Origin of the sequence: Actinomyces sp. oral taxon 175 str. F0384, assembly GCF_000223355.1 — a bacterium.
Taxonomy (GTDB): domain Bacteria; phylum Actinomycetota; class Actinomycetes; order Actinomycetales; family Actinomycetaceae; genus Actinomyces; species Actinomyces oris.
Genome location: NZ_AFUR01000001.1, coordinates 693,430 through 710,314 on the forward strand (window position 1 = coordinate 693,430; position 16,885 = coordinate 710,314).

General features: G+C 70.3%; 11 protein-coding genes. 4 read left to right on the forward strand and 7 right to left on the reverse strand.

Going from position 1 to position 16,885, the window contains the following annotated elements:
* The first annotated feature begins 66 nt into the window (after nt 1-66).
* Genes HMPREF9058_RS02910 through HMPREF9058_RS02925 form a run of 4 tightly spaced genes read left to right on the forward strand, consistent with a single transcriptional unit; the run spans nt 67 to nt 9,594 of the window.
* Nucleotides 67-4,056 (forward strand): CDP-glycerol glycerophosphotransferase family protein, encoded by a 3,990-nt coding sequence (locus HMPREF9058_RS02910; protein ID WP_009406104.1) that lies wholly within the window; start codon nt 67-69, stop codon nt 4,054-4,056.
* Nucleotides 4,053-5,957 carry a glycosyltransferase gene (locus HMPREF9058_RS02915; protein WP_009405417.1) on the forward strand — a complete coding sequence of 635 codons (1,905 nt, stop codon included), beginning with the start codon at nt 4,053-4,055 and terminating at the stop codon, nt 5,955-5,957. Before HMPREF9058_RS02910 ends, HMPREF9058_RS02915 begins: the two co-directional genes overlap by 4 nt.
* A complete protein-coding gene (locus HMPREF9058_RS02920) occupies nt 5,954-8,350 on the forward strand; it encodes a hypothetical protein (RefSeq protein WP_009406317.1) in 2,397 nt (798 codons plus the stop codon). The genes HMPREF9058_RS02915 and HMPREF9058_RS02920 overlap by 4 nt, the downstream gene beginning before the upstream one ends.
* Entirely contained in the window at nt 8,350-9,594 is a 1,245-nt protein-coding gene (locus HMPREF9058_RS02925) for a glycosyltransferase family 2 protein (protein ID WP_009405918.1), read from the forward strand. Before HMPREF9058_RS02920 ends, HMPREF9058_RS02925 begins: the two co-directional genes overlap by 1 nt.
* 51 nt (nt 9,595-9,645) lie before the next feature.
* On the opposite strand, the gene HMPREF9058_RS02930 is transcribed toward HMPREF9058_RS02925, so the two are convergent.
* The 7 genes from HMPREF9058_RS02930 to HMPREF9058_RS13740 are packed head-to-tail and all read right to left on the reverse strand — an operon-like array spanning nt 9,646 to nt 16,626.
* A complete protein-coding gene (locus tag HMPREF9058_RS02930; protein WP_009747242.1) occupies nt 9,646-10,422 on the reverse strand; it encodes a DUF6270 domain-containing protein in 777 nt (258 codons plus the stop codon).
* Between the two features lie 2 nt (nt 10,423-10,424).
* Nucleotides 10,425-11,462, reverse strand: coding sequence for an ABC transporter ATP-binding protein (locus tag HMPREF9058_RS02935; RefSeq protein WP_009406039.1), 1,038 nt, complete (start codon nt 11,460-11,462; stop codon nt 10,425-10,427).
* On the reverse strand, nt 11,449-12,363 hold the full coding sequence (locus HMPREF9058_RS02940) for an ABC transporter permease (protein ID WP_009747375.1): 915 nt from the start codon (nt 12,361-12,363) through the stop codon (nt 11,449-11,451). The genes HMPREF9058_RS02935 and HMPREF9058_RS02940 overlap by 14 nt, the downstream gene beginning before the upstream one ends.
* A complete protein-coding gene (locus HMPREF9058_RS02945; RefSeq protein ID WP_009406168.1) occupies nt 12,360-14,090 on the reverse strand; it encodes a glycosyltransferase family 4 protein in 1,731 nt (576 codons plus the stop codon). The genes HMPREF9058_RS02940 and HMPREF9058_RS02945 overlap by 4 nt, the downstream gene beginning before the upstream one ends.
* On the reverse strand, nt 14,083-15,357 hold the full coding sequence (locus HMPREF9058_RS02950; RefSeq protein WP_009747365.1) for a glycosyltransferase family 4 protein: 1,275 nt from the start codon (nt 15,355-15,357) through the stop codon (nt 14,083-14,085). Before HMPREF9058_RS02950 ends, HMPREF9058_RS02945 begins: the two co-directional genes overlap by 8 nt.
* A 4-nt stretch (nt 15,358-15,361) precedes the next feature.
* A complete protein-coding gene (locus HMPREF9058_RS02955; RefSeq protein ID WP_009747220.1) occupies nt 15,362-16,402 on the reverse strand; it encodes a glycosyl transferase family 4 in 1,041 nt (346 codons plus the stop codon).
* The gene (locus HMPREF9058_RS13740) at nt 16,399-16,626 is read right to left on the reverse strand and encodes a hypothetical protein (protein ID WP_254654042.1); all 228 of its coding nucleotides are present in this window, start codon (nt 16,624-16,626) and stop codon (nt 16,399-16,401) included. The genes HMPREF9058_RS02955 and HMPREF9058_RS13740 overlap by 4 nt, the downstream gene beginning before the upstream one ends.
* Nucleotides 16,627-16,885: the final 259 nt, after the last annotated feature.

The following is a 16,885-nucleotide window of genomic DNA, read 5'->3' on the forward strand; positions in this document are numbered from 1 at the left end:
CATGCTGCGTCAACAGGCGCAGGATTAAATACGCGTAATGTTCATACTGAAATAAGGGCGACCATCATGAGTAAGGATGCTGTTCTCAGAAAAATGGGGCGTGCCGTTTCCGGCCGCCTGCAGCTGTCGGCCACCGCCCGGCTGGTGCGCTATGCCGCCGCCAGGGAGTACGAGGACGGTAACCTGGCCGAGGCAATGCGTCTGTATGAAAAGCTCTCTGAGAGCGGCCACGACACGGCTAGCCGGCTGCGGCTGGGAGTCATCGCTGAGCGTCAGGAACGGTTCGAGGCGGCCTTGAGGACCTACACCGAGGTGGCCGACCGCGACCCCTCCTGCGGAGAGGCCTTCTACCGTGCCGGCTGCCTCCTCAAGCGTCAGGACGATCCGGAGGGGGCCTCCGTCTTCTTCTCGCGGGCCCTCTCCTCGGGGGTGCGGGACCGGCGCTACTCGGAGAACCTGCTCGCCTGCCTGCCCGCGAGCACCCCGCAGTGGCAGCGCCTGGAGGTTCTGCTCTCCGGACTGCCGGAGCACGAGAACGACGCCGCCTGGCTGCGCAAGCTCCTTCAGGCTCAGCTTCACCTGGGGCTCAACGGGCCGGCCAGGTGCACCCTGGACGCCCTGGCCGACATTGATGAGCTCAGCGCGCAGGAGCTCTTCGAGCAGGGGGTCATCGCCCACCGTGAGGGTGATCGGGCCTCCGCCGCCGCCAGCTTCGCCGCCGCCTGCAAGGCCGCCGGAGGAAAGGCCTGCAGCAAGGGACCGGCTCAGTTCGCGTGCTCCCGGGGAGACTGGAGGCTGGCGGCCGAGCTCTTCGAGATCTACCCGGGCGAGGGGATGACGAGGGTGGAGCGGGCCTACGAGCTGGCCTACTGCCTGGACCGTCTGCGCGAGCACGAGCGGGCACAAGGACAGTACGCCCTGGCCGCCTCACTGGACACCGGCAACGGGAACACTCTTTACAAGCTGGGACTCGCCTCGGAACGTGTCGGCGACCTCGCCACCGCGGAGCGCTCGTACCAGGAGGCCTTGCGGACACTCAAGAAGCCCGCACGCAGCTGGTGGAATTATCGCCGTGGGGCCTGCCTGGCGAGGCTGGGACGCCACGACGAGGCGCTGGCCTCCTTCTGGGCCTACCTGGGGCCGGCCCCGCGCGGGCTGGCATCGGTGTCCAAGCAGCTGGCCAGCACGGGCTTCCTCGACCTGGTCCGCGCGAAGAGCACACCTCCGCCTCGGCAGCGGCCGGAGGACCTGGTCGAGTCCACCATCGGCGACGTCATGCTCGGCCTTCACGAGGCTCTCAGCTCCCACAACCCCACGGATGATCCCGGTGCCGGCAAGGCGATCCCGTCCGCCGCAGCGGGTCAGGCCGCTCAGTCCATCCGGCATGTCCTCCCGCTGGTTCTCAAAGGGGACCGGAATCACCGCCTGGTCCTGGCCCAGCTGGCCCAGGACGCCGGGCAGGTGGAGCTCGCCTGCGAGATCCTCGAGCAGGCCGAGGAGTTCGGCTGCAAGGACGGGCTGGACCCACGGGCCTACGGACGCACCGCGACAGCCGCCCGCAACATCCGCTACGCCGAGGCCCTGGAGGTCCTTCCCGTCAGCCCCCACCTGGTGCTGTGGGAGTCCAACCACGGCGCCTCGATCGGCTGCCATCCCCTGGCCATCTTCCGCTGGATGGTGGACCGGCCGGAGTACTCCCACCTGTTGCACGTGTGGGCCGTCAATGACCTGGGCGCCATCCCCGCGGATCTGCTGGGGCGTCGCAACGTCGTCTTCGTCCCCCTGCACAGCACCGAGTACATGCAGTACCTCGCCACCGCCGGGTACCTCGTCAACAACGTCTCATTCGCCCCCTACTTCGTGCGCCGCCGCGAGCAGCGCTACCTCAACACCTGGCACGGCACCCCCTTCAAGACCCTGGGACGGTCCATGCGGGGAGGTCTGCTCGACTACGAGAACCTGCAGCGCAACTTCCAGCTGAGCACCACGCTCATGGCGCCCAATGAGCTCACCCGATGGGCGCTGGTGGAGGACCATGATCTGCTCGACGTCTACCGGGGCCGCACCATCGTCGCCGGCTCCCCCCGACTGGACACCTCGCTGACGATGAGCGCCCAGGAGCGCACGGCGCTGCGAGGTCGCCTGGGACTTGCTGAGGACGATGAGCGCCGTCTGGTCCTGTTCGCCCCCACCTGGCGCGGCGGGGTCAGCAAGCGAGAGCTGGACCGCGAGGCCCTGGTCGCCGACCTGACCGCCATGGCCTCCCGTGACGACGTGCTCGTGGTCTACCGCGCCCACCGTCTGTCCGAGAAGCTGCTGGCCGGCGTCGATCTGCCGGTGAGCGTCGTCCCCAAGGACATCGACACCAATGAGCTACTGGCCGCCGTCGACGTCCTGGTGACCGACTACTCCTCGATCCTCTTCGACTTCCTGCCCCAGAAGCGCCCCATCGTGCTCTACATGCACGACATCGAGGAGTACCGGGCCGAACGGGGCCTGTACCTCGATCCTGGGGAGGTCCCCGGGCTGGCCTGCTATGACCGCGCTGAGCTGGCCTCAGCCATCGGACGTGCCCTGGCCGGAGAGGGGATCGCCCCCCAGAAGGCCCTCGACCGGTACTGCCCCTACGAGGACGGACAGGCCTCGTCACGCCTGGCCCGAGCCTTCTTCGACGACGACCTCGACCACGGACGACAGGCGATCATCAGGGACCACGCCCTCGAGCCCGCGTCTGGCGACGGTTCCCGCAGACGCCGCACCCTCCTGTTTCACGCCTCCATGATCCCCAACGGGATCGCCTCCGCCCTCCTGGCCCTCCTGGAGGCGCTCGATCCGGACCTCTACTCGGTCAACCTCATCGTCGAGCCCTCCGTCCTGCGCAACAACGAGGACCGTCAGGAGATCTTCCGACGCCTGCCCCGCCACGTCCATGTCATCTGCAAGCCCGGGGCCGCTCCCTGGCGGATCCACGAACGGGCCTGCGTCAACGACTTCGCCCGGCACCCCGAGGCCTTCACCTCGCAGAGCTTCTGGGACTGCTACTGGGCCTACTACGAGCGCGAGACGCGCCGCATCCTGGGCGACTTCGTGCCCGACGCCGCCATCGAGTACGACGGCTACGCCGAGACCTGGGTCTCGCTCATCGCTGCCTGGGGTCGCCGCGGATCGCGCACCTCCTGCTACCAGCACAACCAGATGGACAACGAGTACCGGGACAAGTACCCGGGCCTCAAGCGCGTCTTCACCCTCTACAGCGCTGTCGACGCCGTCGTCGCCGTCAGCCCGGGACTGGCCCGCCACAACCGCAGCGGGCTGGCCGGCCTGGGTGTCGACCTCACCCAGCGCCAGCTCTCGGCCCGCAACCTCCTGAACGTCGAGCGGGTCCGCCGCGGGGCGCAGGCACCCGCCCCGGAGGCCTTCACCGCGCTGAAGAACGAGCACGACATCGTCCTTGCCACCATGGGGCGGATGTCGATGGAGAAGAACCAGGCGGCTCTCATCGAGGCGCTCGCCCTTCTGCGCAAGCAGGACGGCACCGAGGGCTGCGGCGCTCAGGGACTGAGCGTCGGCCTGGCGATCGTCGGCTCCGGGGTGCTCGAGGCAACGCTGCGGGCCAGGATCGACTCCCTGGGCCTGTCCGGGCACGTTGCGCTGCTGGGACAGATGGACAACCCGTTCCCGGTCCTGGGCGGAGCCGACCTGTTCGTCCTGCCCTCCCTGCACGAGGGACAGCCGGTCACCCTGCTGGAGGCGATGACACTGGGAACCGGGGTCGTGGCCTCCGACCTTCCTGGCAACCGGGAGCTGATCGACCTCGGATACGGGGTTCTGAGCGGCACCTCGCCCCAGGACATCGCCCAGGCGATCCGCTCGGCACTGGCTGATCCCCGCCTCGCCCACGGAGACTTCGACGTCACCGAGCACAACGCGCGCTCACTGCGGGACACCCTGGAGGCAGTGCTCGGCCCCGAGGCACTCCACCAGCAGCCCCAGGGGAAGACGGCTTCCAAGAGGCGGCGGCGCAAGCGGGCGGCCTCGCGAGGGAAGCCCGCATGACGCATCGACCCGCCCCCGAGCTGCGGCGCGCCCTGTGGCACCTGCGCCACTCCGGGCCGGCGGGACTGCGTGAGCACCTGCGCCGTCGTCGGGCCACCGCCTGGGCCCGCCCCCGCCGGTGGGCCTCCAAGAGACGGGGCCGGACGCTCCTGCCGGACTGGCCGCTGCCCACACCCCAGGAGACCGGGCCCCGTCACGACGTGACCGTCGGGATGATCGCCGACGAGTTCACGGCGCTCGCCCTGGGCTACGAGTGGCGCTCGGTGCCCCTGACCCCCACCGGTTGGCGCGAGCAGGTCGAGCAGACCCCCATCGACCTGCTCTTCGTAGAGTCCGCCTGGCACGGCAACGACGACGCCTGGCGCTTCCAGGTCATCGGCTCCCAGGGACCCTCGGGGCACCTGAGGGACATGGTTACCGTGCTGCGGGACCGAGGAGTGCCGACGGTCTTCTGGAACAAGGAGGATCCCGCCCACTACGACGAGGCCATCGAGACCGCACGCCTCTTCGACTGGGTCTTCACCACCGATGAGGCGATGGTGGAGCACTACCGGCGCGACCTGGGACATGACCGCATCGGGATCCTGCCCTTCGCCGCCCAGCCCGCGATCCACAACCCGATCCGCCTGCTGGACGAGGCGGGGCGTCCCGCGCCCCTGAGGGATGTCGCCTTCGCCGGCACCTACTTCGCTCACAAGTACCCCGAGCGGCGCGAGCAGATGGAGATCGTCCTGGGCGGCGCCCACGACGTCGCGGCACGCCTGCCCCACGGGCTGGACATCTTCTCCCGGTACCTCGGCGGCGACGACACCTACCAGTTCCCGGCTCCCTGGGACTCGCACGTGCGCGGCAGCCTCACCTACACCCAGATGCTCAGCGCCTACCGCGCCTACGCCGTCTTCCTCAACGTCAGCTCCGTGGTGGACAGCCCCTCCATGCTTCCGCGCCGCGTCATTGAGGTCCTGGCCTGCGGCACTCCCGTGGTGAGCACCCCGACGCCGGCCACCGACCGCCTGCTGCCCGCAGGCGCCCTGGCCAAGGTCACCGACCGCGCCCAGGCCGGTCACACCGTGCGAGCGCTCGTGACCAACCCGGCCCTCGGGGAGTACATGACGCATCTGGCGCAACGGGAGATCTGGAGCCGGCACACCTACAGCCACCGCGTGGAGACCGTGCTGCGAGCCGTCGGCATGGGGGAGCGGGCCACGCGCCGCCCCACCATCGCACCGCTGGTGTCCACCATCCGGCCCGAGCAGATCGACCACGTCCTTGAGACCCTGGCCGGTCAGCAGCGGGTGACGATGGCCCCGGTCATCCTCACCCATGGCTTCACCGCCCCGGCCCGCAGCAGGGCCCGGGCCCGCGAGCTGGGCCTGGAGATCAACTGGGTCGGCGCCGAGACCAGCACTCCCTTGGGGGGCTGCTACAACCTCATGCTCTCGCGGGTCGAGGCCGACTACATCGCCAAGATGGACGACGACGACCTCTACGGCGATCACTACCTCTTCGAGTCCCTCGCGGCGGCCGACTACGCCCGTGCCGAGGTCGTGGGCAAGCACGCCCACTACCTGCACCTGACGGGCCCGGACCTGACGGTGCTGCGCTTCGCCGACTGGGAGCACCGCTATACGACTTTCGTCTCCGGGCCGACCCTGGTGGCTCGGGCGGACCTGGCACGCGAGGTGACTTTTCCCGAGACGACCACTGGCGAGGACACCGGTTTCCTCAATGACTGCGCACGTGCCGGGGCCCGTATCTATTCGGCCTCCCGATTCGGGTTCGTCCAACGGAGAGGGACGACTTTCGGACACACCTGGGACATCTCCAACGCGGAGGTGCTGGCTACGTCCACCATTAGTCATTGGGGACCGCCCCACGAAATGGAGATGCCCACCTCATGAATGCCCGCAGCACCGAGACCTTGCACGTCATCATCATCGGTTCCGCAGATGGGCAGGACACACTCGGCTCTCTTGACCAGGACTCGCCCGAAGGCGGGATCGTCCCCATTGGCTGCCCCGATCCGGCGGGGCTGGGCCAGGTCCTGCGCCCTCTGGCCGCAGGGACCCGGGTCCTGCTCCTCCAGGCGGGAGACCGGGTTGAGCCGGGCTATCTCACCTCAGTGGCCCAGCACGGCACCGGCGAGGCGGTCGTCCTCACCCCGACCGTGACCATCCGCCCCGACGGCACCCGCGACGAGCGGCTGCAGTGGCGCTTCAAGCACGGCAACCGCACCGCTGACCTGACCGTCGAGCCCCACATCTTCCCCGACACCGTCGGCGGAGCGGTGCTCACCATCCCCCGCCACGGCCTGCAGGACTGGGGCGGACCGGGGGCCCTCCACGGCGCCGCCGGCGCGCAGACCGCGACCGATGACGAGCACACCGCCCTGAGCGGGCTCATCGCCCACATCATGGCCACCGGCAACCGGGTGGGGCTGCACGACGGCCCGGCCGTCATCCGCCACGCCCCCCAGCCCCCCGGCCCCTGGGGCAGGATCGACCACTACCGCCACCTGCTGGGCACGGTGCTGCCGGCGTGGCTGCAGGCCGGCAGCCCCCCACCGGCCTGGGTCCACCAGCTCATCATCCACCGCCTCATCCAGGTCACCGACGCCGACCGCGGACTGCGCTACCCCTCGGCGGGGCTCACGGCCGCCGACCGCGCCGAGGTGGCCCAGCTTCTGCGCGCCGTCACCCAGCGCGTCCCCGCCCCCCAGATCGAGGCGTACTGCTCCACGCCGCTGGCCGTGGGCCGTCGCACCGCACTGGTCGCCATGGCCGCCGGCCCCATGCCCGCCCCGATCCTGCCCTCGGCGCGCAGGTTCCGCAGCGACCAGAAGGCCACCTACTTCTATGCCGGCGACATGCCCCAGGAGCAGTGGAAGGTCGATGGCGCCTGGGCCCGGCCGACCAGCGCCAAGACGGTCGACCACCGCTACTTCGACGACGTGGTGCTCCACGAGCGCATCGTCTGGCTGCCCAAGGGGCGGATCACCGCCGTCATCGACGGCCAGGAGCTCCCGGTCGGCCCCTACCGGGGCAATCCCAGGCCGCCTGAGACGCCTCCGGGGCGAGGCTGCCCGGGAGCGGCCTCATCCGGGCTGCGCCGGCGCCTGGCCCGGCTCCTGAGTCCCACCGCCACGCAGGAGACCCAGACGCCCGACGGCACGTCACCGGCCCCGGAGGCCTCCTCCGCGGCGTCCTCCACGACTTCCGTGGCCTCCTCCTCAGCGCCCACGCCGTACACCGCCTCATCCCCCTCCGACTGGCCCCGCACCTGGCTCTACATGGACCGCCACGACAGCGCCGGTGACAACGCCGAGCCGCTGTACCGCTACGCCCGCACCCACGCACCCAGCGTTCGGCACATCTTCGTCATCGAGCGCAGCAGCCCGGACTGGGAGCGCCTCGCACAGGACGGCTTCGTCCTGCTGGACCCGACCGGCCCCGGATTCGACGCCGCCTGGAGCGGCGCCGAGACCATCCTCCTGTCCGATATCGGCGATCCGCTCATCGCGGGCCGCCTCACCGGCACGGGCGTCGGCCCTGACCAGCGCCTCGTCTTCCTCCAGCACGGCGTGACCATGCGTGACATGTGGCGCTGGTTCAACGGCGCCCGCATGGACGTCGTCGTGTGCGCCACCGCCGCTGAGCAGGCCGGGCTGACGGCCGACCACACCTCCTACACCCTCACCGACCGAGAGGTCTGGCGTACCGGCTTCCCCCGCCACGACCACCTCCACAGCCTGCTGGGACGCGAGCGCGACAGCATCCTGCTGGCCCCCACCTGGGACCCCGAGGTCTCACGAGCCCTGGAGAGCGACCCCGACGCCGTCGGACTCCTCAGCGCGCTCTACCGGCCCTGGCTCGAGCTGGCCGCCGGCCTGATCCAGGACGGCCACCGCACCGTCCTGTTCGCCCACCCCAAGCTGGTGCTGCACGCACCCGAGTGGTTCCGGGCCCTGGGCGTGCCCGCAGTCACCGGCCGCGAGCTGCCCGAGACCCTGGCCCGCTCCTGGGCGGTGGTCTCGGACCGCTCATCCGTCCTCGACGAGGGCATGATCGCCGGCTGCGTCGGTATCGTCTGGGACCCCCGCGCACGGCCCGACACAGACCGCTACCGCGCCCTTCACGAGGCCATCGGAGCCATTGGCGCCGACACCAGCGCGCAGGTGCATCAGGCGGTGGAGGACGTCGTCGCCGGACGAGTCACCGCCCCCGAGGACCTCCTCCTGCTCGACGCCGGAGCCTGCGCCCGCCTGACCGCCCAGCTCCGACGCGACGTGATCTGATGCCGGCCCCGCTGGCGGGGGCCCCGCCGATGCGCCGCCGCCCGCCCCTGGTCAGCCTCGTCATCCCCGTCTACGGGGTGGCCCCTTACCTGCCCCGCTTCCTGAGCTCGCTCGACGCCCAGGACCACCCCCACGACCGTCTTCAGGTCGTGCTCGTCCTGGACGGGGCCTGCGACGACTCACTGCGGGCCTGCTGGAGCTGGGCGCGGCGAACCGACCTCGACGTCGAGATCATCGAGACGGACAACGGCGGACAGGGACGCGCCCGAAACCTCGGGATGGAGCGGGCCCGGGGGCACTGGATCGGCTTCCCCGATCCCGATGACTGGCTCGCCCCCGACTTCCTCACCCGGCTCCTGGCCGCCAGGCGTCGTGGCGACGTCCTCCTGGCCGGCCGCACCCTCATCCACCAGGACGGTGCTGAGATGCCCCACCCCCTCGACTTCCGCTTCCAGGGCGGGACCGCCCGGGTCGACGCCGCCCGGCAGCCGCAGGCCATCCAGCTCTCCGTCCACGAGTGCCTCATCCGGGCCGACCGGGCGCTCGCGGCCCGGTTCCCGGAGGACCGTGAGGCCCCCACCTTCGAGGACGCTCTCTACCTGGGGCGTATCCGCAGCCGCTGGGGCCGGATCTCCTACGTGCCCGAGGCCGTCTACCACTATGACAAGCGGGTCGCAGGTGACTCCGCGGTTCAGACCGCCTGGTCGCGGCCGGGTCGCTACATCGCTCAGATGCGCACGCGCTACCACGCCCTTCTCGATGCCGCCGGTGGGGCGCCCTGGGCTCAGCAGACGATCCTGTACGACCTGGGCTGGTACTTCGGGGTCGTCGACGCCGGCCGGATGCCCACCGAGCCACCCGGACTGGGCCAGGCTCACGCGGCCGAGATGCGTGGGCTGGCGCAGCGCCTCGACTCCGAGCAGATCCTCCGCAGCCCTTGGGGGAACCTCGGTGCCCGGGACCGGGCCCGCCTTCTGCTGTGGAAAGGCCGACCCGAGGTGGCGGTGGTGCGTGACGGCGAGGTCATCGAGCTGTGCACCGTCGAACCTGTCAGCCGGCAGGCGGAGCCCCTGGGCTACGCCGGCACCGACGTCGGCTGGGTCCTCACCGGGGCTGAGGCGGCGCAGCGCTACTCCGGTGCAGATGTCCCCCGCATCCCTCTGTGGCCCCGCCGGCCACGGCTGGTTGAGCCGCGCGCGTCCAGGACGGTGCGCCTTCGCAGGCTGCTGCGGCGTCGTCGTTGAAGCGTGTCGATCCCTACCGGCCCGACGCCGCCCTGCCTCACGGGGTGGGGCTCACAGCGCCGGGGCGAGGTGACGCGGTGCCAGGGCGACCTCCAGCTCGTCGGCGACCCACGAGTACAGGGAGCCGGCGTAGTGGAAGGGGGCGGCCCCCCAGCGGTGCGCGTCGTCGGCCACCACGAGCTCGTCGGGCACCTGCAGAATCCGCAGGTCGGTCTCCTGGTAGACGAGCTCGATGTAGCGGGTCATGACCCAGTTGGCCTCCATGGCCGTCTGCCCCCAGCTCGGGACGGTGGACATCCCCGATGTGGTCCGCGTCGCCCAGGGAACGTTGATGAGGATCGTCCGCCTCGCCAGGTCGAGCCGCTCCAGGAGGGCGTGGAAACGCAGCAGGGCGGGCCGCCACAGGTGCAGGTGCTCGGCCGTCCCCAGCTCGAGGAACCTGGCGGGAAGCCCCTCGTAGAGGCCGGCCGTCAGCGCCTCGGTCGAACGCGTCAGGAAGGTCCCGGGGGAGGTCTCCAGGACGCCGAGGCGCTCATCGGTCAGGTCCCATAGCAGGAGGTCGGTGTAGGAGGCGACGGCCGTGAGCTGCGCCTCCAGGTTGCCCACCATGTCGGACAGGAAGGACCGACGGGCGAAGGACGACCTGAGCAGGGACAGATCGACGTCGCCGACGTCGGCCGGGCACCCCGCACTGATGAGGGACTGGCGGGCGATGTAACGCTCCACGCTCCAGCCCCGCCGCTCCATCTCACCGGCCACGTCCCTGGCCACGCAAGAGCCGTAGACCGTGATTCGTCCTGCTGTCATCGTGCTTTCCTCACTGCGCATGGTCATACTCCTCGAGCGTGTCGGTAGGGCAGGGTGCGGCTCTCCGAGCGTTGGATCCGCACCCCCGCCGGTTTCCACTTCTCCCGGCACTCGGCCAGGATCGTGGCGGCCTTGTCCGGCTTGTTCTTGGCGATGTTCCAGGACCACCACCGGTAGTCGTGGGCGATCTGGGGGCCCGGGCCGTCACCGATGAGCTCGCCATCCATGAGCCACAGCGCCCGGGTACACATCTCCTCGATGACCTGTGCGGCATGGTTGACGATGAACACCGTCCCGGCGGCGCGCCGCAGCTCGGTCATCTTGATCTCGCTGCGCTCCTTGAACGCGGCGTCACCGGTGGACAGGGCCTCGTCGATGAGGAGGATGTCCGGGTTCGCCGCGGCGGCGATCGCGAACCGCAGACGTGAGGCCATTCCCGAGGAATAGGTCTTCATCGGGCGGTAGATGGCCTTCCCGATCCCGGCCAGCTCAATGACCTCCGGGATGATCGCCTCGATCTGCTGGGGAGTCAGCCCCATGGCCAGGCAGCCCAGGCGCACATTGCGCTCGCCGGACAGGTCCGGGACGAGGGCCGCGTTGACGCCCAGGAGCACCGGGGTGGAACGGGCACTCACCGTTCCCGAGGTCGGCGTCTCCAAGCCGCCCATGACGCGCAGCAGCGTGGACTTCCCCGCCCCGTTGCGCCCCAGGATCCCGATCGACTCCCCGGCGCGAGCCACGAAGGAGATGTTCTTGAGGGCTTCGACCCTCACTTTCGGCCTGTGCCCAGTCATCCCCATGACGATCTTCTGCGCCACGGAGGCGGCGCGCAGATCCTCGGCGTCCGTGGAGGGCGCCCGGTAGCTCACCCCGATCTCGTCGACGACGACGGTGGCGATGCCGATGCCGGCCTCGTGACCCTCGGCCGCGGTCATGACAGCGGCCGACGAGTCGCCGTCCGATGTCATCGTGACGATGGGGGAGGGAGGTGTCACCTCTCCCGGCCCGTCCGCCTGGAGGGCCGCAGACTCATTCTTCAGCCCGCTCTCAGCGCTCGACACCGTAGGCCTCCTCCTTCTCCCAGAAGAACACGAAGGACACGGCGGTCAGCCCCAGCGACCAGGCGCTGAGGATGAGCCACATGCGCGGCTGCGGAACACGCTGGTACAGGATCACGTCCCGGTACATCGTGATGATGAGGTAACCGGGATTGAGGTCCATGGCCCGCAGCATCACCGGGTGATTGATGAACCGTTCGTAGGAGAAGAAGACTCCCGAGGCGTAGAACCAGAACTGCGTCAGGAAGGGCCAGATGTTGCGCATGTCCGGGATCGTCGTCGTGATACGGGAGGCCGCCAGCGTCAGTCCCAGGCTCAGGAGCACCTGAAGCGCCAGGACCGGGACGATGAGGACCCAGTGCCAGCTCGGCCAGGCGTGAGGAGGAAGGACCACCACGAGGACGAGGAGCGCGATCATCGGCGGGATCAGGTCGATCGCGCTGCGAATCGTGTACGACGCGGGCAGGGCGGCCCGAGGGAAGGAGAAGCCTCGAATGAGGTTCCTGCCGGTGACGATCACCTGGCTGCCACCGGTGACCGCCCGCTGCAGCGGCGGAAAGAACGTGACGCCGATGATGAGGTAGCCGATGAAGTTGTCAATACCGCGGCTCGTCTGCAGAAGCAGCCCGAAGACCAGGAAGTAGACGATCGCGTCGAGCATCGGCTTGGCGATGAGCCAGGCGTTGCCCAGGAAGGTGCCCCGTTGAGAGCCCAGGGCCTTGGCCCGGGCGTCGGCCCAGATGAAGTGCCGGCGCTGCCAGAGCTGGCGGATGTAGGCCACCAGCGGCGGGCGCCGGCCCACCGGGTAGAGCTCGCTGAGCTCGACGACGCTGACACTGACCTCCGAGCTGCCGCCCCAGAACGGCTGCCCATCGGACCACGGGGCCCAGGACGCCCTGCTCATACCAGCTCCTTGTAGATCTCGGCCTGACGGACTGCGTTGCCGCTCCAGGTGGGCAGCGGCTGACGCGTTGAGGGCGTCGAGGGCAGAGGCTCTCCCGCCGCCATACCAGTCAGCACTCGGCTGAGCGCCTCAGCGTCCCCGGCCGGAAAGGACCGATTCGTCGCTGCGGCGGTGAGCTCGCTGAGCGCGGGAAGGTCGGAGACCACCACCGGCCGCCCCAGCGCCATCGCCGTCATCGGCTTGAGCGGTGTCACCAGCCGGCATACCGGCGTATCCAGCCTCGGCACGCAGAAGACGTCCAGGGCCTGGTACCAGTCCAGGGCCGTGGCGCGCTCCACCCGTCCGGGAAGGACGCACACCGAGGCCTCCAGCCCCAGCTCTCCGGCCAGGGCCACCAGCCCGGGTCGGCTGACCCCGTCACCCACGACGGCGCACCGCACGTCGACCCCCCGAGCGCGGCAGAGCGCCACGGCCCGCAGGAGCACGTCGAAGCCCTCGTAGCCCACCAGGGAGGAGACGCTGCCCACCCACAGGCCGTCGCGGGGCAGGCCCAGCCGTTGGCGGGCGTCTTCCGGCGAGTACCTAGTGGCGTTGACGACATCCTGCTCCACGGCGTTGGGGATGACCGTGATCTGGTCGGGCTCGACACCCCGGGCCGCGAGGTCCTCGGCCTGGACCCGTGAGAGGACGACGACGGCGTCGGCCCTCCGGGCCATCTCGGCCTCCTTGGCCCGCAGCAGCGCGAAGCGCTCGGAGCTCAATGCCTCGGTCTGCTGACCCACCGGCCTGGAGGCCACCCAGGTGCACTCCAGTACCCCTCGCATCTCGTAGACCCAGGGCAGGCCGTAGGAGCGCGCCACCGCCTGGGTGACCAGGGCGTTGACGTAGTTGGTGGTCGTGTGCAGCACGTGGGGGTGGAACGCCTCCACCTCCCGCGCCAGCAGACGGCTCATCTGAGTCAGCCGGGCTATCGGGGCGGCCTGGGTCCGCGCGGGCAGAAGCCGCCGGTAGGTGACTGCGTCGACGACGTCGGTGGCCTGAGCCGAGGGCCTGCCGATGATGACGGGGTAGCCGATGCGGGTCACCGCCCGCACGTCGATGCCGGCGTCGCACTGCGCCCGCAGGAGTGCGTGCGAGCGCACGGTGTAGCCGGACTGGGTGTGGGGCAGTGAGCTGGTCAGCAGGTGAAGGACTCGCAGCGGCTCGCCGGGGTCAGGAACGGTCCAGCCCGGTGAGGGGGACAAGCGGGGCAGGTGGAAGCCCGGGCTCATCATGGCGAGCTGGGAACGCAGACGGGCCCGCAGCGCCCCGGAGCCCGGCGCTGCCTCCAGTGCGCTGAGCGCGGCGCTCAGGTGGCCCCGGGACCACAGGTCCCGCGCGCGCACCGCGGGGCTCAGGCCCGCATCATCAAGATGCCTGCGCTCGGCGGAACCGAGGTGGATCGCCATCTCGGCGGCGAGCCGGCGGCCGAGGGGCGATCGCGGCACCGCCCGGCTCAGCGCGTCACTAGCCGAGTCCGGTCGGTCGGCGATGAACGCCGACAGCGCCCGGCGCAGCTCGTGCTCGCCCGCGCCGATGCCGAGAGCCCGAGCGCTGCGACCGCGCCAGGGCTCAGAGAGCCGACGCGCCCCCTGCAGGGCGAGCAGCACCGGATCCTCGACCAGCTGCCGGGTGGCGGAGGTGCTCAGCAGTGCCAGGTTCCTCAGGATCTGGAGGTCATCAGTCACCGGCCACCTGCCTCAGGAGGGACTCGTAGCGGTCGGTCATGGCCTCGGCGTCGGCGTGAACCGCCAGCCAGCGCCGTCCGCCCGTCACGTCCAGACGGCTGCGGTCGGCAGCCAGGGTGCTCCACAGGGAGGCCAGGGCCTGCGGGTCCTGCGGGGCGGTGACGTCACCGCAGCCGGCGTCCTCCACGATACGCCGGGCCTCCCCGTCCACCGAGGCGCACACGTGCACTCCGGCGGACATGATCTCGTAGAGCTTGGAGGGGACCGTCATGGACATGGCCGGCCAGTTCTGCAGGCTCACCAGCGCCGTATCGGCCCAGGCGTAGTGCTGATCCACCTCGCTCCAGGGCACAGGGGGGAGGATCTCCACGGGGGCGGCGAGCCTGTGGGCCAGGGCCGCCACCTCCTGGAGCTGTGCGCCGTCGCCGACGATCCGCAGCACCACGGGCGTGCCGTTGCGCTGAGCGATGTGTGCGGCCCGCACCGCGAAGCCCAGTCCCTGAGCGCGCCCCACGGTTCCCAGGTACAGCACGTGCAGGGTGCCGTCCCAGCGGCGTCGGTCGGCACCCGTGCGGCCTGTCTGCACCGCGGCGCCGGTGTTGCGCACCGTCACCACGCGGCGTATCCCGCGCGAGCGCAGGACCTGGGCGAAGGAGTCGGTCGTCGTCACCACGGCCGTGGCCTCCCGCTCCAGGCGGGTGATGAGGGGTGGCAGGAGGCTACGCGTACCGTGGTCGACGATGTGAAGCCGGCGGGCTCGGTGGGCCCATGCCAGGGCCGATGGGCAGGTGGCCGGCTCGGACCACTGCGCGGCTGACAGGAGCAGATCCGGCCAGGCGTCGCGCAGCTCCACCACGACCGGGCGGCGCAGGGCCCTGCCGACGGCGAGCGCGGCCGGGAGGGTGGGGAGCCCGGGAACCGAGCCGAGGATGACGTCGGGACGGTTGGCGCCCCGGAAGCGCGCCACCCCCAGGCGCACGGAGTCGGCCGCCGCGACCATCTGATCGGTGCCGCGTCCGCACATTCCGCTGCTGTAGGGGCGGAAGATCGTGCGGTGCACCATCGCCCCGGTGACGTCCCGCCTGATCGAACCAGCCACGTGGGCCGCGCCGCCTGGCAGGAGACGACCGCCCGGGTAGTGGGGGGCCGGAGCCAGCACCGCCAGCTCGTGGCCCCGTGAGATCAGCGCCTCGGCCAGCCGGTTCCAACGGCGTTGGGGGGCGCCGACCTCCGGTGCCCAGTAGTGGGTGAGCAGAAGGATGCGCATGTCCTCACCTCGCCCTTCGAAGGGTGGGGAAGGGGTTGGGGGCTCCGATGATGGAGGGCATTTTCAGGTAGACGATCAGGACTGCTGCCATGGCGACCTGGGGCATCCAGAGCCGGTTGCTGGTCAGGAGGCTGCTGGCCGCCAGGGCGGAGCACGACGCGGCCGCCAGGGTCACCAGGAGGGCCGAGGCCCAGTGCGGCCATCCGGCGCAGACCAGGCGCTGGTAGACGTGCAGCCGGTGCGGCGCGTACCAGCACTGGCCCGCTCTCAGCCGCATCCACAGGGTGTAGCCGGTATCGGCCAGGAGCACGAGGACGGGGGCGAGAGCCGCCTCCACGGCCACACCCCGGGACAGGCAGGCCGTCACGGCGAAGGCCCAGGCGCTGCCCAGGGCGTAGGAGCCGGAGTCACCCAGGAACACCTTGGCGCGAGGCGTGTTGAATGGCAGGAAGCCGAGGCAGGCTCCGGCCACCGAGACCATGACGAGCCCCAGCCCGGCGACCGGGGCGACGGCCGCCACCTGGACGTACCACAGGGAGGTCAGCAGGGCGTGGCCGCAGGCCAGACCATTGGCGCCGTCCATGAAGTTCGTGGCGTTGACCAGCGCGGCGGTGCCCACGCAGATCGCCGGGGTCCACCACAGTGAGACCTCGAAGGCGCTGTGCGCCACCAGACCGAGCCCTGCGCCCAGGACGAGCTGGAGAACCAGACGGGCCCTGACGGACACCGAGAACAGGTCCTCGATCAGCCCGAGCAGCGCGAAGGCGAGCACGGTCGCCAGCCCCATGAGCGCGACGTCGACCCCGGACATCGCGTGAACAGCGCCTTGCAGGTGCACCGCAGCGAGGACCGCTGTCCAGGTGGCCAGTGAGGCGGCCAGAACGATGGCGAGTCCACCACCGCGGGGGACAGGCGTCCTGTGCAGGGATCTGTCCCCGGGGACGTCGACGACGCGGGCTCTCCTCAGAAGCGGGATCACGGCCGCGGTCAAGGAGGCGCAGACGGCTGCTGTCACGGCGAGTCCGCTCAGGAGCAGGGTGGTCATGAGGCCGCCTCCAGGGCCCGCCGGGCGTGAGCCCGCCATCTCAGGCGGAGTCGCCACTGATCCGCCACCGCGACGGCCGACCCTGCCAGGCCCGCGGTCCACGGAAGCAGATGGACCTGCGTGGCGAGGTCGAGGAAGCAGGAACCGACTGCGAACCCAGCCCCGGCCACGATGATGAAGGGCATGACCCGCGTCGAGGCCCACGGCCAGTAATGCCATGTCACGCACCAGGCGGTCACCTGAATGAGAACCGCGGCCGCGACCCCTATCAGGAGCAGACGCGGATAAAGAATTCGATGCGTTGATAAGAGCGCCCTGATAAGGGTCGCCAGGAAGAGCCACAGCGCCCAGGAGGCGATGTCTCGGCTCACTGCCGAGAAATCAGACGGGAGGCCGGGCGCTGAAGCGGCCACGGAGGGGACACTGGAGGAGGTGCGGGAGGGGGCGGCAAGGGGTCGGGCAGGAACTACTGCGACCACTGGT

Coding starts and splice junctions, on each gene's coding strand:
- HMPREF9058_RS02930 (WP_009747242.1), bottom strand. CDS start 10,422: ATGCGCAGTGAGGAAAGCACGATGACAGCAGGACGAATCACGGTCTAC.
- HMPREF9058_RS02950 (WP_009747365.1), bottom strand. CDS start 15,357: ATGCGCATCCTTCTGCTCACCCACTACTGGGCACCGGAGGTCGGCGCC.
- HMPREF9058_RS02955 (WP_009747220.1), bottom strand. CDS start 16,402: ATGACCACCCTGCTCCTGAGCGGACTCGCCGTGACAGCAGCCGTCTGC.
- HMPREF9058_RS02915 (WP_009405417.1), top strand. CDS start 4,053: ATGACGCATCGACCCGCCCCCGAGCTGCGGCGCGCCCTGTGGCACCTG.
- HMPREF9058_RS02920 (WP_009406317.1), top strand. CDS start 5,954: ATGAATGCCCGCAGCACCGAGACCTTGCACGTCATCATCATCGGTTCC.
- HMPREF9058_RS02925 (WP_009405918.1), top strand. CDS start 8,350: ATGCCGGCCCCGCTGGCGGGGGCCCCGCCGATGCGCCGCCGCCCGCCC.
- HMPREF9058_RS02940 (WP_009747375.1), bottom strand. CDS start 12,363: ATGAGCAGGGCGTCCTGGGCCCCGTGGTCCGATGGGCAGCCGTTCTGG.
- HMPREF9058_RS02910 (WP_009406104.1), top strand. CDS start 67: ATGAGTAAGGATGCTGTTCTCAGAAAAATGGGGCGTGCCGTTTCCGGC.